Below are 26,793 nucleotides of genomic sequence, written 5' to 3'. Positions count from 1 at the left end.
CGGCTGTATGTGACAAGGTTCACGTCACTTATCGGCTGTCACAATAGCATTTCCCTCTATTTTCTATCGATATTACAAAAAAATCTGAACAGATATACAGCATTTGGCAACAAAGTTTTTTTGTTTGTCACTGGATGTTACAACTGCTTTATTTTCATTAGCCAGTTAATGCAACTAGCTTACAGCTAATAGCATAAATTTTAATGCTGATAATGTTAACGAGAAGTTTTTTTTATGTTTGCACACTGTTTCTCATTGTCTTGATAAATCCACTCAGACCGTATTGACGTTGCCACCAACTGTTGCCAAATTGGTACCCTCAGGGGTAGTCATCGAGAGTAATTTTGGGTGATTTCATGCATTCAAAGTTGCTGTCGCGATAACAATTATCCGACATCTCAATTCCGCATCCCTGCGGTTAATAGGCCAAAACGGTACAGTCCACGGACGAAAAAATTATAGGGCTTGGCCGTACACACAACACACATCACCATAATGGAGCACAAGCGATGACGATTTCCTTGGGAAAAACAGGGATACTGAAATTCGGTATTGGGCTGATTGCACTGACCGTAGCGGCCAGTGTACAAGCGAAAACATTGGTATATTGTTCTGAGGGTTCTCCGGAAGGGTTCAACCCGCAGCTTTTCACCTCTGGCACGACTTATGATGCGAGTTCAGTTCCTATCTATAACCGTCTGGTTGAATTCAAACTCGGGACTACCGAAATTGAACCCGGTCTGGCTGAGAAGTGGGAAGTGAGTGAAGATGGCAAGACTTACACTTTCCACCTGCGTAAAGGGGTGAAGTGGCAAGATAATAAAGACTTCAAACCGACCCGCGATTTCAATGCTGATGATGTAATTTATTCATTCATGCGTCAGAAGGATGATAAACATCCGTACCATAAAGTATCTGGCGGCAGCTATGAATACTTCCAGGGTATGGGTATGGGTGATCTAATCACCAATATCGTTAAAGTTGATGACAACACGGTGCGCTTTGAACTGGCACGTCCAGAGTCTCCATTCCTGGCGGATCTGGCAATGGACTTTGCGTCAATTCTGTCTGCCGAATATGCTGACAACATGCTGAAAGCTGGCACGCCGGAAAAAGTCGATTTGAACCCTATCGGCACCGGCCCGTTCCAGTTGCAACAGTATCAAAAGGATTCCCGCATCCTGTACAAAGCATTTGATGGCTACTGGGGCACCAAACCGAAAATTGATCGTCTGGTCTTCTCTATTACCCCAGATGCATCTGTCCGTTACGCGAAATTGCAGAAAAATGAATGTCAGGTTATGCCGTACCCTAACCCGGCTGACATTGCCCGCATGAAAGAAGACAAAACCATCAATTTGATGGAGCAACCGGGCCTGAACGTCGGTTATCTCTCTTTCAACGTTGAGAAAAAGCCACTGGACAACGTCAAGGTTCGCCAAGCGCTGACCATGGCCGTTAACAAGCAAGCGATTATCGATGCGGTTTATCAAGGTGCTGGCCAGGCGGCCAAGAACCTGATCCCACCAACTATGTGGGGCTACAACGATGATGTGAAAGACTACGCTTACGATCCTGCTAAAGCGAAAGAGCTGTTGAAAGAAGCCGGCCTGCCAGATGGTTTCGCCATCGACCTGTGGGCAATGCCAGTTCAGCGTCCGTACAACCCAAATGCACGTCGTATGGCTGAAATGATCCAGTCTGACTGGGCGAAAGTGGGCGTGAAAGCCAAAATTGTGACTTACGAGTGGGGCGAATACCTCAAACGTGCCAAAGACGGCGAGCATGAAACTGTGATGATGGGTTGGACTGGGGACAATGGGGACCCGGATAACTTCTTCGCCACCCTGTTCAGCTGTGATGCGGCCAAACAAGGTTCTAACTACTCCAAGTGGTGCTATAAGCCGTTTGAAGACGTGATCCAGCCAGCGCGTGCTGAGTCTGACCATGACAAACGTGTCGCACTTTACAAACAAGCTCAGGTTGTGATGCATGATCAAGCGCCAGCGCTGATTGTGGCTCACTCAACCGTGTATGAGCCAGTGCGTAAAGAAGTGAAAGGTTATGTGGTTGATCCGTTGGGTAAACACCATTTCGAGAACGTGTCCCTGGATTAATTTTAACCCTGTAGACAACCGGTGAATGTGTGGAATACGCATATTCGCCGGTTTCTTATTGATACCCAAAATAATTCGAATTGCAGCCAACGCACATGCGGTTTGAAGTATGAAGGGTATAGGTTAAGACAGATACAGATGTGAGCCATATAACCTCTCCCAATAAGTGTTATTGTCGCAGAAATTTTGGACATGGACAGCGCGCAAGCACCGGAGCGGACACCATGACCTTGTAAATCATGGCTACGTGACGGTGGTGAGCACTGCCCTAGGTCAAAATGGCAAATAGCTTATTGGGGAGGTTTAATAAGCTGGGTTGCCCACGAGCAGCCTGGCATTCTATACAGAGAGTTCGGGATATGTTGCAGTTCATACTCCGACGTTTGGGGTTAGTTATCCCAACGTTTATCGGCATTACTTTGCTGACCTTCGCTTTTGTCCATATGATCCCTGGTGACCCGGTGACCATCATGGCTGGGGAACGCGGTATCTCCACCGAGCGTCATGCTCAAATCATGGCGGAAATGGGGCTGGACAAGCCTCTTTATCAACAATACTTCCATTATGTGAATGGCGTATTACATGGCGATCTCGGTATTTCGCTGAAAAGCCGTATTGCTGTCTGGGAAGAGTTCGTTCCCCGCTTTAAAGCGACACTGGAGCTTGGTATCTGTGCGATGCTATTTGCTATCGCGGTGGGTATCCCGGTCGGGGTGTTGGCAGCAGTCAAACGCGGTTCAATATTTGATCACACCGCCGTTGGGATCTCCCTGACCGGCTACTCGATGCCTATCTTCTGGTGGGGCATCATGCTGATCATGCTGGTTTCGGTGCAATGGAACCTAACCCCAGTATCGGGGCGTGTTAGCGATACCGTATTCCTCGACGATAGCCTGCCGCTGACCGGTTTTATGCTGATAGATACCTTTGTTTGGGGCGAGCCGGGTGACTTCAAAGATGCTGTGATGCATATGATTTTGCCAGCGATTGTATTAGGCACCATTCCTCTCGCCGTTATCGTGCGTATGACCCGTTCCTCAATGCTGGAAGTGTTGGGCGAAGATTATATCCGTACCGCGCGCGCCAAAGGTTTGAGTCGGATGCGAGTGATTGTGGTCCATGCCTTGCGCAATGCCTTATTGCCGGTGGTTACCGTGATTGGTTTGCAGGTCGGCACCATGCTAGCGGGAGCGATTTTGACGGAAACCATCTTCTCCTGGCCAGGATTAGGGCGCTGGTTGATGGATGCTTTGCAACGCCGAGATTACCCGGTGGTTCAGGGTGGGGTGTTGCTGGTCGCGATCATGATTATTTTAGTTAACTTGCTGGTAGATGTGCTCTATGGCGTAGTTAACCCGCGTATTCGTCACAAGAAATAAGGGGCGCAGAATGTCTCAACTTACTGAGTCTACAGTAAAAAGTGCGCCGAAGCCGATGACTCCAATGCAGGAGTTTTGGCACTATTTCAAGCGCAATAAAGGGGCTGTAATCGGCCTGTTTTACATCATTATTATGCTGGTAATTGCCGCAGGTGCTACCTGGCTTGCCCCACATGGGCCGGCAGAGCAATTTCGCGATGCATTGCTAAAGCCCCCAGTCTGGGAAGCGGGCGGTAGCTGGAAATTCATTCTCGGTACCGATGATGTGGGCCGCGATGTCTTGTCCCGTCTGATGTACGGTGCTCGCCTCTCGCTGTTGGTTGGTTGTCTGGTGGTGGTGCTGTCGCTGGTGATGGGCGTGGTTTTCGGTTTACTGGCCGGTTATTTCGGTGGGATTGTCGATGCCATCATCATGCGTGTGGTCGATATCATGCTGGCACTGCCAAGCCTGTTGTTGGCACTGGTGTTGGTGGCGGTATTCGGCCCTTCCATTGTGAATGCCTCGCTGGCGCTAACCTTTGTCGCCTTGCCGCACTACGTGCGATTGACGCGAGCTGCCGTACTGGTTGAGGTAAATCGCGACTACGTTACGGCCTCAAGAGTGGCCGGTGCGGGTGCGATGCGCCAAATGTTTATCAATATTTTGCCAAACTGCCTTGCGCCATTGATCGTGCAGGCTTCTCTCGGCTTCTCTAACGCCATTCTGGATATGGCGGCTCTCGGCTTCCTCGGCATGGGTGCACAACCGCCAACACCAGAGTGGGGCACCATGCTCTCTGATGTGTTGCAGTTTGCCCAAAGCGCCTGGTGGGTCGTGACCTTCCCCGGTGTGGCGATTCTGCTGACGGTTCTGGCGTTTAACCTGATGGGGGACGGCCTGCGTGATGCTCTCGACCCCAAACTCAAGCAGTAACAGAGGTAGAGAGATGGCACTTTTAAATGTAGATAAATTGTCGGTGCATTTCGGTGACGAAGGTGCGCCGTTCAAAGCCGTAGACCGTATCAGTTACAGCATTGAGCAAGGTCAGGTGGTCGGAATTGTCGGTGAATCTGGCTCTGGTAAATCAGTCAGTTCATTGGCAATCATGGGGCTGATTGATTACCCCGGAAAAGTGATGGCCGATAAGCTGGAATTTAATGGCCGCGATCTGACCAAGATTTCTGAAAAAGAGCGACGTCAATTAGTGGGCGCGGAAGTGGCGATGATCTTCCAAGACCCGATGACCAGCCTTAACCCGTGCTATACCGTCGGTTTCCAGATAATGGAAGCGCTGAAGGTACATCAGGGCGGCAATCGTAAAACGCGTCATCAGCGGGCGGTGGATTTGCTGACATTGGTGGGTATTCCTGACCCGGCGTCGCGTTTGGATGTGTATCCGCATCAGCTTTCCGGTGGGATGAGCCAGCGCGTGATGATTGCTATGGCCATTGCATGCAAGCCAAAACTGCTGATCGCCGATGAGCCGACAACCGCGCTGGATGTGACCATTCAGGCGCAAATTATTGAGTTACTACTGGAATTACAGCAGCGCGAAAATATGGCGCTGTTGCTGATTACGCATGACCTGGCACTGGTGGCTGAGGCGGCTCATCATATTATTGTGATGTATGCCGGTCAGGTGGTGGAAACCGGTAAATCGTCGGAAATCTTCCGTGCGCCACGCCATCCATACACTCAGGCGTTGTTGCGGGCGTTACCGGAGTTTGCACAGGATAAAGCGCGGTTAGCATCATTACCGGGTGTGGTTCCGGGTAAATATGACCGCCCTGAAGGTTGTCTGCTTAACCCGCGTTGCCCGTATGCCAATGATCGCTGTCGCCGTGAAGAACCTGAACTGTTGGGGCCAGCGGGGCGTCAGGTTAAATGCCATACACCGCTTGATGATGCGGGGAGGCCGACCCTATGAGTCAACCTACTGATATGAAAAATGAATCACAGGCAACCAAGCCACTGTTGCAAGCCATTGATTTAAAAAAATACTATCCGGTCAAAAAAGGGTTATTTGCGCCGGAACGTCTGGTTAAAGCTCTGGATGGTGTTTCATTCACTTTAGAGCGCGGCAAAACATTGGCGGTGGTTGGCGAATCTGGCTGTGGGAAATCCACTCTCGGCCGCTTACTGACCATGATAGAAATCCCAACCGGAGGTGAACTTTACTACCAAGGTCAGGATTTGCTCAAGCCAGATGAAAGTGCTGAGAAGCTGCGGCGGCAGAAAATCCAGATTGTGTTCCAGAACCCTTATGGTTCGTTGAACCCGCGTAAGAAAGTGGGGCAGATCCTGGAAGAACCGCTGCAAATCAATACCAAACTTAGCAGCAAAGAGCGCCGCGAAAAAACATTGGCGATGATGGCGAAAGTCGGCCTGAAAACCGAGCATTATGACCGTTATCCGCATATGTTCTCCGGTGGTCAGCGCCAGCGTATCGCCATTGCGCGCGGGTTGATGTTGAACCCGGATGTGGTGATTGCTGATGAACCGGTTTCTGCGCTGGATGTGTCAGTGCGGGCACAGGTATTGAACCTGATGATGGATTTACAACAAGAGCTGGGGCTGTCGTATGTCTTTATCTCCCATGACTTGTCAGTGGTTGAACATATTGCTGATGAAGTGATGGTGATGTATCTGGGCCGTTGTGTTGAAAAAGGCAGCAAAGAGGCCATTTTCAATAATCCGCGTCACCCTTATACGCAAGCATTGTTATCTGCTACGCCACGGTTGAACCCGGATATGCGCCGCGAGCGTATTAAGTTGACTGGTGAATTGCCGAGCCCAATGAGCCCACCGCCAGGTTGTGCGTTCAATGCGCGTTGCCGTCGGGCATTTGGCACTTGTACTCAGTTGCAGCCGCAATTGAAGCAGTACGGCGACCAAATGGTAGCTTGTTTTGCTATTGATCAGGATGAAGCGGAAAAAGCCGGTTAATATGGCAATAGCGCGATATAACAGTTAGCAGAAAACGCCGGTTATCCGGCGTTTTTTATAGCTGAATAAAGATATTATTATCTGACTTATAACATAATGATCTTCGTTAAGTTAGCTGTAAATATTAGTGCTTGCAGTGTAAATTAATTATTACGCATGATGCTATCTTCAATCATAAATTAACCTTAAACCCCGTAGACTATATTCACGTTTAATTCCGCAAGAATTAACTTAAAATAAAATTTATGCGTTATGCATCAGAATAAATATAAATAAACGATTTACAACTGAATAAAAAGGGTGCAATAGATGCACCCTTAATAAATCCTTAAACAACTTTTATTATTGGGGATAAGGTACCCAATCACCGCCATTTAGCCGAATATAGGGTTTGCCCTGATATTGCATCACAATAGCATTATCATTTTCTGATATTAAGGCGGTTTCGGGTAAACCTTGTGTCAGTGTTTGCCAGTCCACATTTTCGGCGCTAAATACTTTGCCATCCACCATACGCGCCACCAATTCCGAAATCGCCAGATAGCTGCTTGGCGCACTGACTACTACTGGGCTGGCAGGCTGTGGTGCTTTCATGCCAATCAGCTTAATCCCCACGGGGATATGGGTGATGCCAGGGCTTGGGATATCGCGTAGACCAGACATCTGCATTTTATCGCCAACCAAGGCAGCTCCGTGTTCTGGCACCACGACCACCATGACCTTCCGCCCCGATTTTTCCAACTCTTCAAGGAAGGTATTCAACTGGTCAAACAGGGTTTGGGCGCGCGTACGATAATCCGCCGTTTTGTTGGTACCGACGAAACGGTTACCATCATGTAACGGTATGATATTCATGAAAGTTGCGCTGCGTGCATCACCGCCATTCTTCTGTTGTTCCAGCCAACGATTCAGTAGTTCCAGATCGTTATAAATCGGCTCGCCGTCAAAGGAGGCCAATTGATTGCTAATACCTTTCTGCGACATCATCGGTGCGCGCATATTGCCGTCATCCTGGATGTTTTGCAGATAGTTACCAAAGACACCGGAATGATCCATCATCAACTGTGAGGTAAACCCAAGTTTAGCTAAATTATCAAACAGATAGCACTGTTGATCTTGTGGCTGATACAGATCTTTATGGGATGACTGGCCGCAGCTGGCGCGTAACAGGCGGATAGACGCCGGGCCGCTGTAGGCGGTGGCTGAGTTGAAGTTTTTGAACAGAATATCAAACTTGCCCCACAGCGGGTGTTTATCCAGTTGAATGGCCTCAATATCTGACCATGACAGTGAACAGATATTAATAATTAATAAATCAAAGGGTTGCGCGTCACCGGGTAAAGATGCTGGGAATGTCGTGTGACGAGTTTTCTCTTGCTCATAAAAAGCATTCAAATGAGCGGTCAGATTTGCGTCGGTTGGTGGCCCACCGGCTTCAACAGGGCTACTTCCTGTTGCTGACGGTTGATCTGTGCTCGCTGGCACTGTTGTCGCTGCCGTTTCCGCAGTGGGAGCCAGAGAAAATGCTGGCCCGGCAATACCGGCGACATTCAGCCAAATCATGGCGGCAACGACAAAAACGGTGACGCGAATCCATTGTGAAATAAACAGGTAGCCTACCAGAATGACGAAAGCTGTTCCTATCATCGCCCAGTTAATGAAACGGCTAAGTAATTCAAATAGATAGCTAAAGCTAAAGCCGGTGATCTGCGAGCCTTGGCTCATGATGCTGTTGATGCCGGGCAACCAGGTATCGTGATAAAGCAGGCCGATACCGATGGGTATGGCTAGCCAATTACGCCAGCGGTGGACACGATATGCTGGGATCGGGAACAGCAGAAAGGCCAGAAACACCAGATTTGCCAGCGGGTGGAAGTTCAGGTAACCAAACCACAGTAGGGCAAATTTGAGCAGAAAGTAGTAGTTCCATGCGCCCAGGCCGCGCCAATAGCGCCACGGACTCTGCGATTCTTGCTGTTTATTTTTTGCGTTCATGGTTATTTCTTAGTCTGTGAAGATGAGCCATCACGCAACCAGATCCCTTCTGATTTTAAATAGCGCGCGGATAAGAATAAATGCTGTTTTTTCTCCCACCACCGCGGAAACCAGCGGCGGGCCATATAGCCCAGCGGGAAAAAAATAATGGCCCCCAGCAACAGAATTTGCCAAATATCATTGAGATTCATGAGAGGGTCTCCTGACGGTGGCCGGTATTCAGTGTCAGTGGCACGGGGGTGCGCCGGGTGCGTTCCGCTTGCTCTGGCATATCAACTTCTTGTTTATAAGTCTTTTTATCGCCGGTGCTTTGCCATGCCTCGGGAGTATTCATCATGCGGTTCATCTCTGAGATGATCTCCTGATCCTGATACCACACCAGCCGGTTACTGAATGCTTCGGCTACCGGTAAGCGGAAAATATGACTTAACGCAGTATCTAAGTCATTGATGCGGCAGGTTGAAAGGAATAATAACAACCGATTATCAGATACCGTCACCACGTCGCCATAGCGGCGCAAATGGCACAGTGTCAGCGCCTGACGCGCCTGTAGTCCCGGTACTGCCCGCAGCGCCACCAGTACACCTTTACCGTTTTCTGGTAACAAGGTGTTGTTCATTAACTGCAACACCGATTGGTAGAACTCGGTGGGGGGCAGATAGCCTTTGAGCTGAAGGGGGCGCAATGCTTCCAGTAACGCATTGATATCTTGGGGAACATGGCGTGAGAAGCGCTGCCCCTGAATGCCTTCCAGCATCGTGAGAAAACGCGACAATGGCGCAACATGGGGCACAATCAGATTGGCCCCGCAGGCCAGTAACAAGCGCTCGTCGCTGTAGCGCAAGCTGGCGTGCATTTCGCGCACCACAATTTTGACGGTATTGCCGCGTTGACGGCGGATGTTGTGGATTTGATGCGCCATTTCATCAATTTGCTCACTCTGATTCAGCGCAAAAATAAGTGTTGCGGCATGCGCCGTCATTGCGCGCTGGGCCAGAGAGGTATTTGATTCCAGCAACTGCCAGTGGGTAGAAAGGGGAGGAGCGCCTTCCAGGATGCTGGTTTCTGCTAAATACAGATGTTCATCATTGCGTGATTGCGGCAGGGCTTGCTGGATTTCATCCGCCATGCTCCAGCCTTGGTCGTCGGCTTCGAGCAAAACCAATTGGTTGGCGGTCACTCCTTTTGCCGTGCTCCACCAAGAAACCACATATTGTGCGTTATCCTGCTGCCATTGCAGATTAGCCAAACCTTGTAAATAACGGTGCTGACTGACCAACTGATTTTTGATTTTATTAATGCCAGTGCTATGACAAATCACCAGTAATGTGCAGCTCTGGGCCTCCAGCCATTGCTGAATATGCTGGAGCCACCGCTGCATCTCTTCGCTGGTAAAGGTTTGCCACAGATTCGCGGGCGCAAACAGAATGAAGAGTCGCTGTTGTGGGCGTAGCGAGCGCATTAAATCATGAGTTAAATATTTTAAGGCGTTTTTTTGAGCCGGTAAGGTAAATAACGGTAATTTACTGGGGCCAGAATGGGCGATATTACTCAGGAGACTTTCAGGTTTTTGCCCTGAACAAATCAATGCTGCCCGGGTATTTTCAGGTTGGCTACGAATAAGCTGCTGGCAAAATAAATTGGCATCAACTTGACGCTCAATATTGACCCAATAGAACCCGGGAGCCTGCATTATGGCTAATTCATCCCAGATTTTTCGAACACCTAATGAGAAAGATCGTGACATAGATTCTTTATCTGCTTTCGTTAAAGTGCTATTGGGCCAATTACTGGATAAATTCAAAGAACAATTGTAACATTGCAATAAGTATTAACCAATGTTCCTGCCTTGATATTAATCTAAGACTCATCTTATCTGGAGAAAGTATACTCTGGTTATTGTTATACTTAATTACCATAGCCTATTTTTTAAAGGCGGATAAATGAAGACGATAATAAATCGATTCCATGAGAAAACTTCACTTGAAGCTCAGGATGATCTACTAGCATTAAGTCAGGCTTTCTCGTTACCCACGTTAAGTTATATCGATATTGTTCGTCAGGAACGATTAACCCAAATGATGGCTCGCTGGCCATTGCTGGCCGAGTTGGCACAATCCGCAGGGAGTGAATAGTCTATGCCGGTATTGGCATTACAAGGCATCAGAGGGGGCATTGGTACCACCTCGGTAATCGCGGCTCTGGCATGGGCGTTACAGCAACTGGATGAGTCGGTTTTGGTGATCGATTTTTCACCGGATAATTTACTGCGATTGCACTTTAACATGAGTTTTGAGCAATCCCGTGGTTGGGCTAGGGCTGAAGTGGATGGCGAAGGCTGGCAGCAAGGGGCGATGCGCTATGCCGAGAAGCTGGATTTGTTACCGTTCGGCCAATTAACTCAAGCTGAAAATGAACAACTTAGCGCGTCTTTGCAGCAACATCCTCGTCAATGGCAGGAGAATCTGTCCCGATTGCTTGCCAATGCGAGCTATCGCTGGATTCTGTTGGATATCCCCGTCGGTGATAGCGCATTCACCCGTCAGGCACTGGCGCTGGCTGATCAAACCCTGATTCTGATTCATGCAGATGCCAGTTGCCATATCCGCCTGCATCAGCAAAATTTGCCTGCCGGCTGCCATTTTTTACTTAATCAGTTCTCTGCCAGCAGCCGTTTACAACAGGATTTACATCAGCTCTGGCTGCAAAGTCTGGATAGCTTATTACCCATATTTATTCATCGCGACGAAGCAATGGCCGAAGCATTGGCAGCCAAACAGCCATTGGGTGAATACAGCGCGCAAAGTTTGGCGGCAGAAGAAGTGATGACTCTGGCAAATTGGTGCCTGATTAATGCTGTGGAAAGCGATCTATGAATCGCCTGATGCGGATGTTATTCCTCACCCCGGTCTATCAGGGGATGCGCCGCCGCTATCATCTCTATATGCAGCAAGGCTGTACTGTGCTTACCGCTTTTCTCACCACGCTGGCGCTGCCGCTGTGTTGGATATTCCTACGTCTCGAGTCCCCAAGTTGGCAGAGTGTGATACAACACCGCACTTACTGGTTCCCGCAAATTTCCCCCAATCGCCCACGTTTGGGAGATGGTTTACGTTATCTGCTGCAAGGGTTGTGGCTGCTATTAATTCGCCCGCAATCCGATGGTGATAAAAAACGTCAGCCAGCGGCCGTTGGTAAAGGTTGGGTAAAAAACAAAAGACAGGGGTATATCAGTTGGTTGGGGAGTGTGCCGCAGCGCTTTGAACTTCAGAAAATAGAGAAATCAGTCGCCACCCGATTGAGCCAACTTTCAAGGCGTACTCGCCGTATCCTGTTTATTATCTTAGGTATTTTTACCGGGATCTTAGCCCTGCTGTGTATCTCACAGCCATTCGGCATGATGGCGCAATTCGTGTTTGTATTGTTGCTGTGGGCTATTGCTATGGTGGTGCGGCGAGTGCCAGGGCGCTTACCTACCCTGATGCTGATTGTGTTGTCGTTAACAGTTTCCTGCCGCTACTTATGGTGGCGTTATACCGAAACCCTTAACTGGGATGACCCTGTCAGTCTGGTGTGCGGTTTATTATTACTGCTAGCCGAAACCTACGCTTGGGTAGTGTTGGTATTGGGTTATTTCCAGACTATTTGGCCGCTCAACCGCCAACCAGTGCCTATGCCGGAAGATATCAATAGCTGGCCAACCATTGATTTGATGGTGCCGACTTATAACGAAGACCTCGGTGTGGTGAAACCAACCATTTATGCCGCGCTGGGTATTGATTGGCCGAAAGATAAAATCAATATCTATATTCTGGATGATGGTAACCGGCCCGCGTTTAAAGCATTCGCCGCAGAAGTGGGGGTGCGCTACATTGCCCGCCCTACTCATGAGCATGCCAAAGCAGGCAATATCAATAATGCGCTGAAACAGGCTACCGGTGAGTTTGTCGCTATCTTTGACTGTGACCACGTGCCCACCCGCTCTTTCCTGCAACTGACCGTCGGCTGGTTCTTTAAAGATAAAAAGCTCGGCATGATTCAGACGCCGCATCACTTTTTCTCACCTGATCCCTTTGAGCGCAATCTGGGGCGTTTTCGTCAAACCCCGAATGAAGGCACGTTATTCTACGGCTTGGTACAAGACGGTAACGATATGTGGGATGCGACTTTCTTCTGTGGCTCCTGCGCCGTGTTGCGCCGCAGTGCGCTAGATGAGGTCGGGGGGATCGCGGTGGAAACGGTTACCGAAGATGCTCATACCTCATTGCGTCTGCACCGCAAAGGTTACACCTCAGCTTATATTCGTATTCCGCAGGCGGCCGGATTAGCAACCGAAAGCTTGTCCGCACATATCGGACAGCGTATCCGCTGGGCGCGTGGCATGGTGCAAATCTTCCGGTTGGATAACCCGCTGCTGGGCAAAGGGCTGAAATTTGTCCAGCGCTTGTGCTACGCCAACGCCATGTTGCACTTCTTATCCGGCATTCCGCGTTTGATCTTCCTGACCGCGCCGCTGGCATTCCTGTTGCTGCATGCTTACATCATTTTCGCCCCCGCACTGGCCATTGCCCTTTATGTGTTGCCGCATATGATTCACGCCAGCCTGACCAATTCGCGCTTACAGGGTAAATATCGCCACTCATTCTGGAGTGAAATCTATGAAACGGTGCTGGCCTGGTATATTGCCCGCCCGACCACCGTGGCGCTGCTCAATCCGCATAAAGGGACATTTAACGTCACGGCAAAAGGCGGTTTAGTCGAAGCGCAGCATGTGGATTGGGTGATAACCCGCCCTTATATGGCGCTGGTATTGCTAAATCTGGCCGGTTTGATTGCGGGCTTGTGGCGCTTGGGTTATGGCCCGGCGACTGAAATCATGACCGTGGTGATTAGCCTGGTGTGGGTCATTTATAATATGACGATTTTAGGCGGGGCTGTAGCGGTGGCGGTTGAAGCCAAACAAGTTCGCCAATCCCACCGTGTCGAGATTGCCATGCCCGCAGCGGTGGCGCGTGCTGATGGTCACTTGTTCTCCTGTACCCTGCGTGACTATTCCGATGGTGGGGTGGGGATCGAAATGCGTGAAGCCGGGTTACTGAAAGATGGCGAAGCGGTACATCTGCTGCTTAAACGCGGCGCACAGGAATATACCTTCCCGTGTGAAGTCACCCGCGCCTTTGGCACTAAAGTCGGGATGCGGATGCATCAACTGAGCGTGTCCCAACATATTGATTTTATACAGTGTACTTTTGCTCGCGCTGACACGTGGGCGCTGTGGCAGGATGGCTTCCCAGAAGATAAACCGATTGAAAGCCTGCGTGATGTTTTGGCGCTGGGCTTTAGAGGCTATGTCCGTATGGCCAGCTATGCTCCGCCGGTGATTCGAAATGTATTGATAGGATTTACCTCCCTGATTGCCTGGATTGCATCGTTTGTACCCCACGGCGTGGATAAAAATCAGGCTCCGAGTAGCCAGGGCCAGACAGTGGCTCAACATTGATGATGATATGATGACGAGAAAAATAACCTGGTTTACCGCACTGGCTTTGGGATTGACGCCATTCACCCATGCCGAAACACCAGCAGTTCCGTCGCTTCAATCGGCGGCCTCGACCACTGCTGTCGCAGCAACAGTGGATTTAGCTCCTGTCGCTCCGGCGGCATTGCCGAATGTCCCCGTTCGCGATGTCACTTACACCTTTGCCAAGATTGCCCCGCCACCGGGGACATTCGCCTTGCGCGGTACCCATCCAGAAGGGGTGATTGAATTTGGCGTGCGCAGTGATGAAGTTGTCACTAATGCGATGTTAAACCTCGAATTTACGCCGTCACCTTCACTTATTCCGGTGGAATCACAGGTTAAAGTCTTTTTGAATGATGAGCTGATGGGGGTCACGGCAATCACCAAAGAGCAACTGGGTAAACCAACACGGTTCCAGTTGCCGATTGATCCGCTTTATATCAGTGATTTCAATCGGCTGCGGTTAGTGTTTGTCGGCCACTATCAAAACATTTGTGAGAATCCGGCCAGTAATACGCTGTGGCTGGATATCAGCAAATCCAGCTCGTTGGATTTACGCTATCAATCATTGGCAGTCAAAAATGATTTGTCCCATTTCCCAGAGCCTTTCTTTGATGCGCGGGATAACCGCCCGTTAACGTTACCTGTCGTTTTCGCTACGGCACCTGATGTGGCGCAGCAGCGCGCGGCGTCTATTTTTGCATCCTGGCTGGGTGACAAAGCGCAATGGCGTGGGCAGAACTTTCCTGTTTTGTATAATCAACTGCCGACTCAACATGCTGTGGTGTTTGCAACTAATGCTCAACGCCCTGATTTCTTGAAAGATTACCCGCCAGTCAAAGCACCGACGGTGGAAATTATCAGTCATCCGGATAACCCGTATGTGAAGCTGTTACTGATTCTGGGCCGTGATGATAATGACCTGATCATGGCGGCACAGGGGATAGCGCAAGGCAATATTCTGTTCCGTGGTCAAAATGTGACGGTAGATAAAGTCGAGCAACTGGTACCACGCCAGCCTTATGATGCGCCAAACTGGGTGCGTACCGACCGGCCAATGACTTTTGCTGAGTTACAGCAATATCCGGATCAACTGCAAACTACCGGTTTGTTGCCGCCGCCGATCTCATTATCGCTGAACCTGCCACCGGACTTGTTCCTGATCCGCAGTGCGGGCATTGATATGCGTTTGAAATATCGTTACACCTCAACGCGCCTAATGGATGGCTCCCGCTTAAGTATTAGCCTGAATAATCAATTTGTGCAGGACTACCCGCTGTCGCCGAATACGCCGGAAGACAGTAAAATCCTGCGTCTGCCATTACTGCAAGGCTTACAAGACTCTGCCAGGCGGTTGACCATTCCGGCATTGAAACTGGGGGCCACCAACCAGTTACGCTTTGATTTTGACTACAGCACCTTGTTGGCGAGCGGTGCGGAAGGGCGCTGTGAAACCTACTCGACCGCGCCAAACCACGCGGTGATTGATGGTAATTCCACTATCGATTTCTCCGGTTACCGTCACTTTATGGAAATGCCAGATTTACGGGCATTTGCTAATGCCGGCTTCCCATTCAGTCGTCTGGCAGATCTCTCCGAGACCCTGGTCTTGGTGCCACCGAAACCTGCGCCGTCACAACTGACTACACTGTTGAATACCGTGGGGAATATCGGGGCGCAAGTCGGCTATCCGGCGGTGGGTATCAACATCACCGACGACTGGTCACAGGCAAAAGACCAAGATGTCGATGTGCTGATTATCGGTACCATTCCGCCTGAATTACGTGATGACCAGAAGATTAACTTGCTGGTGGATCAAACCCAGAGCTGGGTCAAAATGCCAAATCGCCAAACGGGCTTGCCGGACATGTTAGCTCCCGCTTCCGATAGAGTGGCGGACAGCAAAGTGACCGTCAGTTCTGAAGGAGCGATGTCGGCCATTATCGGCGTACAGTCACCTAACTTCCCGCAGCGCAGTATCGTGGCGTTATTGGCTGACAGCCCGCATGGCTACAGCTTACTGAATAACGCGTTGCTCGACAGCGGCAAACGTGAGGCGGTATTTGGCTCGGTCGCGGTTATCCGTGAGTCAGGCGTGAACAGCCTGCGCGTTGGCGACACCTATGATGTCGGCCATTTACCTTGGTGGGAGCGCATCTGGCACAGCTTATCTACCCATCCGGTTCTGCTGGCGGGTGTCGCGGTATTAGTCGTAGTGATTGCTGCAATGATGGCCTGGCGCTTGTTACGCCTGATTAGCCGCCGCCGGTTATCACCTGATGAGAGAGATTAATTAGGATGGTCGTGATGTTTAAACGACTGGTATGCATCCTGCTGCTGCTTGCCAGTTTTGGTACCGCAGCAGCTTGTGATTGGCCAGCATGGCAGCAGTTCAAACAACACTATATCAGTGAGTCGGGGCGAGTTATCGACCCCAGCAACCCGAGGAAAGTCACCACGTCGGAGGGGCAAAGTTACGGCTTGTTTTTTGCGCTGGTAGCTGATGATCGCGAGACATTCGATCGATTACTCACTTGGACAGAAAATAACTTGTCAGCGGGAGATTTAACCGCCCGTCTACCCGCATGGTTGTGGGGGCAACGCAATGAGCATAGCTGGGATATTCTCGACCCAAACTCGGCTTCGGATGCTGATTTATGGATTGCTTACAGTTTATTAGAGGCTGGCCGATTGTGGGATACTCGCCGCTACCAGACCATAGGAACCTTGCTGCTGCAACGCATTGCCAAAGAAGAAGTGGTAAATATTCCCGGCTTAGGTGAAATGTTATTACCGGGCAAAATTGGCTTTAATAATGAAGAGCGTTGGCGGCTCAATCCGAGCTACTTGCCACCACAATTGCTGGCGCGTTTCGCCTCCCTTGCCGGGCCGTGGAAAGCTATGGTGAAAACCAATCAGCGGCTATGGCTGGAAACAGCACCGCGTGGTTTCAGCCCTGACTGGGTGGTGTGGCAAAAAGATAAAGGCTGGCAGCCGGATGAAACTCACCCAAATCTCGGTAGCTACGATGCGATTCGTACTTACTTATGGGCCGGGATGTTATCAAATAACAGTCCGCAAAAGGCGGCACTTATCCAACACTTCCAACCGATGGCTGAAGTCACCCAGCAGCAAGGTTTGCCACCGGAAAAGGCCGATACGTTGACTGGCAAAACAACCGGTGATGGGCCGGTTGGCTTTTCGGCGGCATTATTACCGTTTTTAGCCAGTGGTCCTGCACCGTTTAATCAGCAGGCGCTTAGCCAACAACAAAAACGGGTACAAGATTCACCTCCGGGAGCCGATGCTTACTACAGTGCGGTGCTGACACTGTTTGGTCAGGGATGGGCACAACATCGTTATAGCTTTAATCGGCAGGGTGAGCTTCAGCCCTCATGGAACAGTCAATGCGCAACATTAAAATAAACTGGCTGTTAAGCCTGGCGTTATTGCCTCAAGCATTTGTTGGTGTGGCGCGGGGGGCCGAAGCTGTCTCGCCAACCCAGTTTTTACTCGAACAGGTACGATTGGGCGAGGCGACTAATAAAGATGAGTTGGTTAAGCAGTCACTGTATCGCCTGAACATGATGGACCCGAATAATCCGGATGTCATTGCGGCGGGAATACGTCAGGCATTGCGGCAAGGGAATCTGGCGGAAGCACAAAAACAGTTAGATAAATTGCAACAATTGGCACCTGACTCTGAGGTGTATCGGCGCGCTAAACTGATGTTGGCCATGACAAAACCAGAGGTGCGTCAGCAATTGCAAGAGGCGCGCCTGTTGGCAACCGCAGGGCGAGTCGCAGAAGCAAAAGTTAAATATGATCAGTTGCTGCAAGGGAATCCACCCACACTGGATCTGGCGGTTGAATATTGGCGGCTGGTGGCGCGGTTACCGGGTCAGGAAGTCCTGGCTACCCAGAAACTTGCTTCGTTAGACCAACAATATCCGGGCAACGTCGCTCTGCGCATGGCATTGGCGCGCATGTATTTCAGCCAACAAAAGGCCGCACAAGGCTACGCGCTATTGGAGAAAGTGGCCACAGACCCGAACGGAACGTCAGATGCCGCTGATTTGTGGATGGATACCATCAAAACGATGACGGTAAGCCCGCAAAGTGTCACCGCATTGACCCATTTTCTTGATGTGTTTTCAACTGGCCCACAAGCAGATATTGCTCGCAAAGAGCTGGCTAATCAGCAAACGATGTTGGCCGATCCAACCTACCAGGCGCGGTTAAGTGGGCTGGCGAAAGTTGACAGTGGTAGTGGCGTGGCTGCAATACCAGCATTGAAACAAGCATTGGCAGCCTCTCCCAATGATCCAGAAATTGTGGGCGCACTGGGCCTGGCTTATGCCCGTGCGGGAGATCGTGCACAGGCTTTGCGGTTGTTTGAACAGGCACAAAAATCAGATAAAGACGGTCTGAAGAGCGATAAATGGGCCAGTTTGATCAAGACCAACCGTTACTGGCTGCTGAATGATGAAGGGGATAAGGCGCTGAAAGCCGGTAATACTGCCCTGGCCCAGCAAAAATACCAGCAGGCACGTCAAATAGATGGCAGCGACAGTTATGCACTGATTGGTTTGGGGGATGTGGCCGTGGCCCGTCATGATGATAAAACTGCCGAGCAGCATTACCAGCAAGCATTGCGTCTGGATCCAGCCAATAGCAGCGCGGTGCGTGGCCTGGCAAATATCTATCAACGTGAATCCCCACAAAAAGCACTCAATTACCTGAATAACTTGCCGCGTAGCCAACAGGCAAAAATGCGCGACACACTCAATAGCCTGCAATTGGATATGCTGAAACAGCAGGCTGAAATGTTGGCGGCACAGCAACAGTGGCATCAGGCGGCAGAGAAATACCGGCAAGCGCAAAAGATGGCACCGAATGATGTCTGGATAACTTACCGGTTAGCACAAGCATTGGCGCAAGATGGCCATTTGGCGCAAGCGGATGCAGAGTTCCACCAATTGGCCAGTCGTAAACCGGGTGACCCAGAGCAGGTCTATGCTTACGCGCTCTACCTTTCCAGCACCGAGCGAGATAGCCAGGCATTGGTACATCTGACCACACTGCCTGCGGCGCAATGGAACGATAATATCCGTGAATTAGATCAGCGCTTGAAATTAGATCAAGTGCTGACATTGGCGCGTCAGCTACGGGAAAATGGTGATGAAAGCGGGGCGATAACCGCGTTACGTCAGCAACCTGCGAATACACAAATTGACCTGACACTGGCTGATTGGGCGCTGGAACGCGGCGATTACAGTGAAGCGCTGGCGGGCTATCAGCGTATTCGAGCGCGCGAGCCACAAAACCCTGATGCGCGTTTGGGTGAAATTGAGGCTTATATTGCCGAAGGCCGCCTTAGCGATGCACGTCAGCATTTGCAAACTGAACCACTGACGGGCGAAGGTGCCAGCTTAAATACCCAACGGCGGGTCGCCAATGCCTGGAGCGGTGTGGGTGATCCACAAAAAGCAGCCGATATCTTCCAACGGTTGAAACCGGCTGCCGCCAAAGGCGCACCATCACAGGATAATGCGCTGGTGTTTCGTGACTCGGCCCGTTTAGCACAATCACAAGGGCAGCCAGTTGCTGCGCAAGATGATTTCAAGCAGGCGATGGTCGCCAGCGGTATTGCACCGACACTGCCGACAGATAATGACAGCTATACCTTACTGACACGTAATCAGGCCACGGATGATTGGCTCAAACGCGGTATTCGTGCTGATGCTGCCGACCTCTATCGGCAGCAGGATACCCGCGTCACATTGGATCAGGATTATTGGGGATCTAGCGGCACAGGGGGTATTTCTGATCTGAGCGCGTTTAATACTATGGCTCAGGTTGATACACCGCTTGCAGATGGCCGCGCTTTTTTCCGTAGTGACATCATTGAGATGAATGCCAGCACATTTGCGAATACCAAGGGTGTATATAAGGAGAAGTTCGGTACTTGTTATAAGGCCGGATGCGAGGGTGATATTCGCCAGCGCGCGAGTGGCACCAGTATCGCAATGGGGTGGCAAAATGATCATTGGGCCACGGATATTGGTACTACCCCGATGGGATTTGAGGTGGTCGATGTGGTCGGCGGCTTGGCATACAGCAACAGCTGGAACCATATTGGCTGGACTGCAACGGCGTCACGGCGGCCGCTATCCAGCTCGTTACTGGCCTTTGCCGGAACGCGTGATCCCAATACCAATGTTACTTGGGGCGGCGTTCGTGCCAACGGTGTCAGCTTGGGTGCCAGTTATGACCGGGGTGAGGCTAATGGGGTCTGGAGTGATTTAAGTTATCACTATCTGACCGGACAAAATGTGGCTGATAACCAGCGCTTGCGTTTTATGACTGGCTATTATTATAAGCTGATCAATGAAGATAACCGCCGTTTTACCATCGGCTTGAATGGCATGTGGTGGCATTACCAAAAAGATCTCAGTGGCTACACACTAGGTCAGGGCGGGTATTACAGTCCGCAAAAGTATTTGTCACTGGCTATTCCGGTAAACTATCGGCAGCGGACAGATAACTGGTCTTGGGAGTTGGGTGGGTCGGTTTCATTATCACATTCAGCCACCAATGATCGCGCACGTTACCCACTGCAAAGTCTGTTGAACAACAGTATTAAGAGTATCTCAGATCGGAATGATCTTGATTATGGTGACAGCAGTAATGGTGCGGGCTACACCTTACGCGCATTAATTGAGCGCCGTCTGAGCTCGCATTGGACACTGGGTGCCGGAGTGGATATCCAGCAAGCAAAAGATTATACCCCAAGCCATGCGCTGATTTACCTGCGCTACTCAATGGCAGGATGGCAGGGTGATCTGGATATGCCACCACAACCGTTAGTGCCTTACGCGGACTTTAAGTAATCGCCAGTTGAGTTTATTTGCATAAAAAAGCAACTTCATCGTGTTTAATAGCACTTTGAAGTTGCGATCTTGATAGGAAAAGACCGAAACCCACGGTATTCTTCCCAACCGGTTTAGTTTCGCAAGATAAAATCTCAGGGCGATCGAGTATACTCGGACAGCATTGATGAGTCGCCGCATCACAGTGGCAACCATCATATTTTATTCAGTCGGAATGGGTGGGAGTGAGTTTGCGGGTAAGGCGTTCATTAACGATTAAGCAAATGGCAGCAGTGGCCGTTGTTGCACTGGTCACCATCTGTATTTTTATCGTTCTTCAGTTGTTCCACTTTGTGCAGCAGCGCAAAGATGACTACGCCAAGCAGTTGGAGAGTATCGCTTATTCCGTGCGTCAGCCGCTGTCTGAAGCCATTTTGAGCGTTGATATCCCACAAGCCAAAAACATCCTCAATAACTTACTGCCCATTGGCATTCTTAGCCGTGCCGATGTGATTCTGCCTAATCAAATTCAGGTTTTACACGCAAGTTTCCCCACCGAGCGGCCAGTCCCTCGCTGGGCCAAGCGTATTTTTGCTCTGCCCGTTCAGATAACGGTACCGCTGTATTCACTGGAGCGAGTCTCTGCTAATCCGCAACCACTGGCACATTTGGTGTTACAAGTGGACTCGTATCGTATGTATCAGTTTATTCTGAGCACCTTGTCGGCAATGCTCTCGACTTATTTGTTGTTGGCACTGGTACTCTCAGTGTCTATTGCCTGGTGTATTAATCGCCTGATTATTCATCCATTGCGGGCGATGGCTAAAGAGCTGGAACATATTGGGCAGCAAGGTGTGCTGAACCATCAATTGACTATGCCTGCCCATCATCAGGATGATGAACTGGGTATATTGGTTCACAATTATAATCGTAACCAGCAACTGCTAACTGAGGCCTATACGGAAATGAGCCGTACCCAAAGCACAGATCGGTCTTCGTTGCATAAAACGCAAAAGCAGTTGGCGCAGGAAAATGATATCTTGCAGGCGATTGAACGTCGTGATTTCGTCCTGTTTTTACAACCGCAGTGGGATATGGAAGAGCGGCGGATTATCGGTGCCGAAGCATTGCTACGCTGGCGTCAGGCGGACGGCAGTTATCTTTTACCTTCTGAGTTTGTCCCTGATGCGGAAGAGAGTGGGGCCATGATGCCGCTCGGTAGTTGGGTGCTGGAGGAAGCATGCCGCATTCTGGCTGACTGGAAAGCACAAGGAATGAACTTGTCATTGGCGGTCAATATTTCCGGTTTGCAAATACAATGCGATAGTATCATTACACATCTAAAAACCGTGATTGGTCGCTATAACATTGACCCGAGCCAATTGGTGTTGGAAATCACAGAAACCGCCCAGATTCAAAATCTCGACGCCGCGTATGTATTGCTGCGTGAGTTACAGGGGCTGGGTTTATCGATTGCTCTGGATGATTTCGGTACCGGCTATTCGAGTCTGCAATATCTCAATCACCTGAAAAGCTTGCCAGTGAATATCATTAAATTGGATAAAAGCTTTGTGAAGCATTTGCCAGAAGACGATGCGATGGCGCGAATTATCAGTACCATTTCTGATGTGCTGAAACTCCGTGTGATGGCTGAAGGTGTCGAGACCGAAGAACAACGGCAATGGCTACTCAAACACGGTATTCGATGTGGTCAGGGCTTTTTATTTTCGGAGCCGTTATCACGTGAGGAATTCGATACTCGCTTTACCCTGCGCCCTTGACGCTACAGCTGTGTTAGCTTCTCTCACTTACCCGAATCACTGACTTGAGTCAGCTCATCGGGATGCCTTCGCTCGCTGCCTTGCTGTAACACCAATGGCTTTGGGTATCACCTTGCGTTTACGACGCTACAGCTGTGTTAGCTTCTCTCACTTACCCGAATCACTGACTTGAGTCAGCTCATCGGGATGCCTTCGCTCGCTGCCTTGCTGTAACACCAATGGCTTTGGGTATTACCCTGCGTTCACGACGCTACAGCGGTGTTAGCTTCGCTCACTTACCTGAATCACTGACTTGAGTCAGCTCATCGGGATGCCTTCGCTCGCTGCCTTGCTGTAACACCAATGGCTTTGGGTATCACCCTGCGTTCACGACGCTACAGCGGTGTTAGCTTCTCTCACTTACCTGAATCACTGACTTGAGTCAGCTCATCGGGATGCCTTCGCTCGCTGCCTTGCTGTAACACCAATGGCTTTGGGTATTACCCTGCGTTCACGACGCTACAGCTGTGTTAGCTTCTCTCACTTACCCGAATCACTGACTTGATTTGTGCTTAATCACTGGGTTTTAGTCGAATATCAGTATTTTCATCTAAATAGGAACGACCAAAATATTATCCTTCCCTATATTAAATAAAAATAGATTTTAATCTAAAATACCCACTTCGCCATACTTTGGTGTGTATTGATTGCCAAATTATCCTCTGCGAAAATAACGTTATTATATAAAAGTGATTAAAACCAACAATAATACCGATAAGAAAATATTCGACTGACATCTATTTTATTTATTCAGCCACATATACAATATTAATACCTACCTAGTCAAGACTATTTAATTCGAAGGCGATCCCCTTCGAAATAGTCCTACCCCTTGCTATCTCTAGGCTATAACAAAAAACTTACAGTGTCAGTGCATTAGTAAAAACTATTTACTTTGAACCCTGTCACATAAATTGATATTGGTTCTATTAATTTCCAACTATTAGCCATGGATCTCGGAACTTTATATCAAAATAAATAGAATGGCGTTTCATAAGTGAGATTTATATTTATCATAATAATTAATGTTATTTATTAAAATAAGGTAACTGTAATGAAATTTAAATTATTATCTCTGGCAGTGGCATCACTTATCAGCACCAGCGCAATGGCAGTAACTATTGACTATCGTCATGAAACACAAGACCAAAGTGGTAATAATCACAAAGACCGCTTATTAATGTCTCACCGCTTTGCTAATGGTTTCGGTTTATCACTGGAAGGTAAGTGGAAAAGCGGCAGTGACAAAGATAAGCCATTCCATGAAGGTGTGAGTAACGGCACTGAAGTAGTTGCCAGCTATGTCTATAAAATTGATAAAACATTCTCTATCGAACCAGGCTTCTCATTAGATTCAAGCTCGACGGCTAACAGCTATCGTCCTTATCTGCGTGGTAAGGCAAATATCACTGATGATCTCTCTGTTTCATTGCGTTATCGTCCTTATTACAAACGCACCAGCGCCAATATTAATACCAAAAAAGACACGTCTGAAAATGGTTATAATCTGACGAGTGTTTTGAGTTATAAAATCAATAAAGACTTCCAATTAGACTATGAGTTGGATTACAAGCAAGCGAATAAAGCCGGTGTAATTTTATCGGATAACGAAAATTACGATTGGACCCATGATTTTAAATTGACGTATAAGTGGGATAAGAACTGGTCGCCTTATATGGCTATCGGTAATGTTTCCGGTAGCAAAAATACCGATGAGCGCCAAACCCGTTACCGTGTAGGTATCAAATACAGTTTCTGATCCCGCGTTGAAATAATTAAATTCTGACCTTAGGGGTCACACCTCGCTATAACGATTTTTGACAGGTAACGAAGTAATGAAAAAAAGAGCGTTATTTTTGAGTATGGCAGCGCTGGCAACGCTGTATATACCCGCCGGACAGGCAGCGGATACCGACCGCCTGACTGTGGTAAAACAGTATGTCGATAATGTATTAAACAAGGCATCCGATACTTACCACGGTGATAAGCCCAGCCCGCTGCTGGCGGATGGTGTTGACCCCCGAACCGGACAGCAATTGGAATGGATATTCCCCGATGGCCGTCGGGCAGTATTATCAAACTTTTCGGCACAACAAAATCTAATGCGTGTCATGAGTGGCTTGAGCCAACTCAGTGGTGATCCGCGCTATCAGAAGCGTGCTGAAGATATTGTTCGCTATCACTTCCAGAACTATCAAGATCCGAGTGGCTTACTGTATTGGGGAGGACACCGGTTTGTGGATCTGAAAACCCTCCAGCCAGAAGGGCCAAGTGAAAAAGAGAGGGTGCATGAGCTGAAAAATGCCTATCCCTACTATGACCTGATGTTCAGTGTCGACAGTGATGCCACCGCTCGCTTTATTCGTGGTTTTTGGAATGCCCATGTTTATGATTGGCGTATTCTCGAAACCAGCCGCCACGGTGAATATGGCAAACCGATGGGCGCACTGTGGGAAAGCAAATTTGAGCAGCAGCCACCTTTCTTTGCTACCAAGGGATTGAGTTTCCTTAATGCGGGGAATGATCTGATTTATTCCGCATCCCTGCTTTACCAACACCAGCAAGATCAGGGCGCATTAACTTGGGCTAAGCGCCTGGCCGATCAGTATGTTTTGCCGCGTGACGCCAAAACGGGCCTCGGTGTTTATCAGTTCACACAAGCCCTGAAACGTGAAGAACCCACTGATGATGCCGATACCCATTCCAAATTCGGTGACCGCGCTCAGCGCCAGTTTGGGCCAGAGTTCGGCCCGGCAGCACTGGAAGGCAATATGATGCTCAAAGGGCGCACCAGCACCCTTTATTCTGAAAATGCCTTGATGCAGTTGCAATTGGGTAAAGACTTAGGTCCACAGGGGCAGGACTTGCTGAAATGGACGGTGGATGGTCTGAAAGCATTCGCCAAATATGCCTATAACGATCAAGACAATACCTTCCGTCCAATGATAGCCAACGGGCAGGATTTGTCGAATTACACCCTGCCGCGTGATGGTTATTACGGCAAAAAAGGCACAGTGCTCAAACCATACAAAGCAGGTAATGAATTCCTGATTTCTTATGCGCGTGCTTATGCTATCGACAATGACCCATTACTGTGGAAAGTGGCCCGTGGTATTGCCAACGACCAGGGGCTGGGTGATATCGGTACTGCGCCGGGCAAAGAAGTCAAAGTCAATATGGACACCACCAACAGTGATCCTTACGCCTTGTTTGCTTTGTTGGATCTCTACCATGCCAGTCAGGTGGCGGATTATCGAAAACTGGCAGAGAAAATCGGCGATAACATCATTAAAACACGTTATATCGACGGCTTCTTCATGGCCTCACCTGATCGCCAATATGCCGATGTTGATGCCATAGAACCTTACGCTCTGTTGGCTCTGGAAGCGTCATTGCGCAATAAACCACAGGCAGTGGCACCTTTCCTCAATGGTGCGGGTTTCACGGAAGGGGCTTATCGAATGGATGACGGTTCAGCGCGAGTGTCAACCCGTGATAATGAACTGTTCTTGCTCAATGTGGGCGAGAAGCTGCAACCGAACGGCCGTAAATAGTCCCGACAGCGGCCCGTGCTGGGGCCGCTGTTGGTAAAAAGTGCCGAGCAGCGGCTTCCCAGGGTCTGCTTGCCCGGCGCTTTTACCCACGGGTTCTCATCGTCGTGATAAAAAGGATAGGTTGATGAAAAAACAAGTTTTAGCCACAGTTTTGCTCGGCTCGTTGTTTTGCGCATCTGGCTATGCGGCACAAATTGTTGCGGTAACGGCATCCGGTTATGACAGTGAAAAAGGCCATGTTCCGGCGAATATCGCTGATGGTGATGTTAAAACGCGTTGGGCGGCATCTGGCGAGAGTTGGGTACAGCTTGAACTGGATAAAGAACAATCCATTGAAAATATTCTGATTGTTCCGTTTAAACCCACCGAGCGGAAACTGAAGTTTTCCATTTTTTACTCCAATGATGGTAAGAACTGGCAGCCATTGGCTGAAGGTCTGGAAACATCTTCCGCAGATAAAAATGGTGAAAAACTCACTTTCACTCCCGTCACAGCTAAATATATCAAATTGGATACCTTCGGTACGGATGTTAATAACTGGAGTGCCATTAACGAAATTGCGATTAATAGTGCTGCTGCGCTACCCAGTCGGGCCATCAAATAACCCAG

19 protein-coding genes are annotated in these 26,793 nt (G+C 49.4%); 16 read left to right on the top strand and 3 right to left on the bottom strand.

Annotation, left to right across the window (positions count from 1 at the left end):
- The first annotated feature begins 509 nt into the window (after positions 1-509).
- From dppA to dppF, 5 genes are all read left to right on the top strand, one after another.
- On the top strand, positions 510-2,117 hold the full coding sequence (gene dppA / locus FGL26_RS15150; RefSeq protein WP_005174918.1) for a dipeptide ABC transporter periplasmic-binding protein DppA: 1,608 nt from the start codon (positions 510-512) through the stop codon (positions 2,115-2,117).
- 359 nt (positions 2,118-2,476) lie between these two features.
- Complete coding sequence (dppB, locus tag FGL26_RS15145; RefSeq protein ID WP_005174906.1) at positions 2,477-3,496, top strand: dipeptide ABC transporter permease DppB; 1,020 nt, start codon at positions 2,477-2,479, stop codon at positions 3,494-3,496.
- 10 nt (positions 3,497-3,506) lie between these two features.
- The gene (gene dppC / locus FGL26_RS15140) at positions 3,507-4,409 is read left to right on the top strand and encodes a dipeptide ABC transporter permease DppC (RefSeq protein WP_005174904.1); all 903 of its coding nucleotides are present in this window, start codon (positions 3,507-3,509) and stop codon (positions 4,407-4,409) included.
- Between the two features lie 13 nt (positions 4,410-4,422).
- Positions 4,423-5,403, top strand: a complete 981-nt coding sequence (dppD, locus tag FGL26_RS15135) for a dipeptide ABC transporter ATP-binding protein (RefSeq protein WP_005174903.1) — start codon at positions 4,423-4,425, stop codon at positions 5,401-5,403.
- A 14-nt stretch (positions 5,404-5,417) separates the two neighbouring features.
- On the top strand, positions 5,418-6,422 hold the full coding sequence (dppF, locus tag FGL26_RS15130; protein WP_005174901.1) for a dipeptide ABC transporter ATP-binding subunit DppF: 1,005 nt from the start codon (positions 5,418-5,420) through the stop codon (positions 6,420-6,422).
- A gap of 342 nt (positions 6,423-6,764) precedes the next feature.
- On the opposite strand, the gene bcsG is transcribed toward dppF, so the two are convergent.
- The 3 genes from bcsG to bcsE are packed head-to-tail and all read right to left on the bottom strand — an operon-like array spanning position 6,765 to position 10,164.
- Entirely contained in the window at positions 6,765-8,417 is a 1,653-nt protein-coding gene (bcsG, locus tag FGL26_RS15125; protein ID WP_005174899.1) for a cellulose biosynthesis protein BcsG, read from the bottom strand.
- Positions 8,418-8,419: 2 nt separating this feature from the next.
- A complete protein-coding gene (gene bcsF, locus FGL26_RS15120; protein WP_005157335.1) occupies positions 8,420-8,608 on the bottom strand; it encodes a cellulose biosynthesis protein BcsF in 189 nt (62 codons plus the stop codon).
- Positions 8,605-10,164 (bottom strand): cellulose biosynthesis protein BcsE, encoded by a 1,560-nt coding sequence (gene bcsE / locus FGL26_RS15115; protein ID WP_032903190.1) that lies wholly within the window; start codon positions 10,162-10,164, stop codon positions 8,605-8,607. Before bcsE ends, bcsF begins: the two co-directional genes overlap by 4 nt.
- Between bcsE and FGL26_RS21790 the strand changes: the two genes are divergently transcribed.
- The 11 genes from FGL26_RS21790 (at position 10,112) to FGL26_RS15060 (ending at position 26,788) form a co-directional block, all read left to right on the top strand.
- Positions 10,112-10,234, top strand: coding sequence for a hypothetical protein (locus tag FGL26_RS21790; RefSeq protein WP_005174895.1), 123 nt, complete (start codon positions 10,112-10,114; stop codon positions 10,232-10,234). The genes bcsE and FGL26_RS21790 overlap by 53 nt on opposite strands.
- A gap of 126 nt (positions 10,235-10,360) precedes the next feature.
- A complete protein-coding gene (gene bcsR, locus FGL26_RS15110; protein WP_005174893.1) occupies positions 10,361-10,552 on the top strand; it encodes a cellulose biosynthesis protein BcsR in 192 nt (63 codons plus the stop codon).
- A 3-nt stretch (positions 10,553-10,555) separates the two neighbouring features.
- Entirely contained in the window at positions 10,556-11,293 is a 738-nt protein-coding gene (gene bcsQ / locus FGL26_RS15105; RefSeq protein ID WP_005174891.1) for a cellulose biosynthesis protein BcsQ, read from the top strand.
- Positions 11,290-13,917 carry a UDP-forming cellulose synthase catalytic subunit gene (bcsA, locus tag FGL26_RS15100; RefSeq protein WP_005174889.1) on the top strand — a complete coding sequence of 876 codons (2,628 nt, stop codon included), beginning with the start codon at positions 11,290-11,292 and terminating at the stop codon, positions 13,915-13,917. Before bcsQ ends, bcsA begins: the two co-directional genes overlap by 4 nt.
- Before the next feature lie 10 nt (positions 13,918-13,927).
- Positions 13,928-16,231, top strand: coding sequence for a cellulose biosynthesis cyclic di-GMP-binding regulatory protein BcsB (gene bcsB, locus FGL26_RS15095; protein ID WP_005174887.1), 2,304 nt, complete (start codon positions 13,928-13,930; stop codon positions 16,229-16,231).
- A 5-nt stretch (positions 16,232-16,236) separates the two neighbouring features.
- Positions 16,237-17,364: a cellulose synthase complex periplasmic endoglucanase BcsZ gene (gene bcsZ / locus FGL26_RS15090; RefSeq protein WP_011817393.1), complete on the top strand. Its 1,128-nt coding sequence runs from the start codon at positions 16,237-16,239 to the stop codon at positions 17,362-17,364.
- A complete protein-coding gene (bcsC, locus tag FGL26_RS15085; protein ID WP_032908874.1) occupies positions 17,346-20,831 on the top strand; it encodes a cellulose synthase complex outer membrane protein BcsC in 3,486 nt (1,161 codons plus the stop codon). The genes bcsZ and bcsC overlap by 19 nt, the downstream gene beginning before the upstream one ends.
- A 230-nt stretch (positions 20,832-21,061) precedes the next feature.
- The gene (locus FGL26_RS15075) at positions 21,062-22,591 is read left to right on the top strand and encodes an EAL domain-containing protein (RefSeq protein WP_072075698.1); all 1,530 of its coding nucleotides are present in this window, start codon (positions 21,062-21,064) and stop codon (positions 22,589-22,591) included.
- A gap of 1,093 nt (positions 22,592-23,684) precedes the next feature.
- The gene (locus FGL26_RS15070) at positions 23,685-24,389 is read left to right on the top strand and encodes an oligogalacturonate-specific porin KdgM family protein (protein ID WP_005174866.1); all 705 of its coding nucleotides are present in this window, start codon (positions 23,685-23,687) and stop codon (positions 24,387-24,389) included.
- A gap of 76 nt (positions 24,390-24,465) precedes the next feature.
- On the top strand, positions 24,466-26,184 hold the full coding sequence (locus FGL26_RS15065) for a pectate lyase (RefSeq protein WP_005174865.1): 1,719 nt from the start codon (positions 24,466-24,468) through the stop codon (positions 26,182-26,184).
- A 124-nt stretch (positions 26,185-26,308) separates the two neighbouring features.
- The gene (locus FGL26_RS15060; protein WP_005174864.1) at positions 26,309-26,788 is read left to right on the top strand and encodes a discoidin domain-containing protein; all 480 of its coding nucleotides are present in this window, start codon (positions 26,309-26,311) and stop codon (positions 26,786-26,788) included.
- Positions 26,789-26,793 lie beyond the last annotated feature (5 nt).

The organism is Yersinia enterocolitica subsp. enterocolitica, from assembly GCF_901472495.1.
GTDB lineage: Bacteria > Pseudomonadota > Gammaproteobacteria > Enterobacterales > Enterobacteriaceae > Yersinia > Yersinia enterocolitica.
Note: the sequence above shows the minus strand (reverse complement) of the source record. Positions and strands in the feature narration are given on the sequence as shown.

Excerpts from the sequence above, each read along its gene's own strand:
- dppB (WP_005174906.1), top strand. The coding sequence starts at position 2,477 with ATGTTGCAGTTCATACTCCGACGTTTGGGGTTAGTTATCCCAACGTTT.
- bcsC (WP_032908874.1), top strand. The coding sequence starts at position 17,346 with ATGCGCAACATTAAAATAAACTGGCTGTTAAGCCTGGCGTTATTGCCT.
- bcsA (WP_005174889.1), top strand. The coding sequence starts at position 11,290 with ATGAATCGCCTGATGCGGATGTTATTCCTCACCCCGGTCTATCAGGGG.
- FGL26_RS15070 (WP_005174866.1), top strand. The coding sequence starts at position 23,685 with ATGAAATTTAAATTATTATCTCTGGCAGTGGCATCACTTATCAGCACC.
- bcsR (WP_005174893.1), top strand. The coding sequence starts at position 10,361 with ATGAAGACGATAATAAATCGATTCCATGAGAAAACTTCACTTGAAGCT.
- bcsZ (WP_011817393.1), top strand. The coding sequence starts at position 16,237 with ATGGTCGTGATGTTTAAACGACTGGTATGCATCCTGCTGCTGCTTGCC.
- bcsG (WP_005174899.1), bottom strand. The coding sequence starts at position 8,417 with ATGAACGCAAAAAATAAACAGCAAGAATCGCAGAGTCCGTGGCGCTAT.
- dppC (WP_005174904.1), top strand. The coding sequence starts at position 3,507 with ATGTCTCAACTTACTGAGTCTACAGTAAAAAGTGCGCCGAAGCCGATG.
- bcsE (WP_032903190.1), bottom strand. The coding sequence starts at position 10,164 with ATGTCACGATCTTTCTCATTAGGTGTTCGAAAAATCTGGGATGAATTA.
- FGL26_RS21790 (WP_005174895.1), top strand. The coding sequence starts at position 10,112 with ATGGCTAATTCATCCCAGATTTTTCGAACACCTAATGAGAAAGATCGT.
- bcsF (WP_005157335.1), bottom strand. The coding sequence starts at position 8,608 with ATGAATCTCAATGATATTTGGCAAATTCTGTTGCTGGGGGCCATTATT.
- bcsQ (WP_005174891.1), top strand. The coding sequence starts at position 10,556 with ATGCCGGTATTGGCATTACAAGGCATCAGAGGGGGCATTGGTACCACC.
- dppF (WP_005174901.1), top strand. The coding sequence starts at position 5,418 with ATGAAAAATGAATCACAGGCAACCAAGCCACTGTTGCAAGCCATTGAT.
- FGL26_RS15065 (WP_005174865.1), top strand. The coding sequence starts at position 24,466 with ATGAAAAAAAGAGCGTTATTTTTGAGTATGGCAGCGCTGGCAACGCTG.
- FGL26_RS15060 (WP_005174864.1), top strand. The coding sequence starts at position 26,309 with ATGAAAAAACAAGTTTTAGCCACAGTTTTGCTCGGCTCGTTGTTTTGC.
- dppD (WP_005174903.1), top strand. The coding sequence starts at position 4,423 with ATGGCACTTTTAAATGTAGATAAATTGTCGGTGCATTTCGGTGACGAA.
- dppA (WP_005174918.1), top strand. The coding sequence starts at position 510 with ATGACGATTTCCTTGGGAAAAACAGGGATACTGAAATTCGGTATTGGG.
- bcsB (WP_005174887.1), top strand. The coding sequence starts at position 13,928 with ATGACGAGAAAAATAACCTGGTTTACCGCACTGGCTTTGGGATTGACG.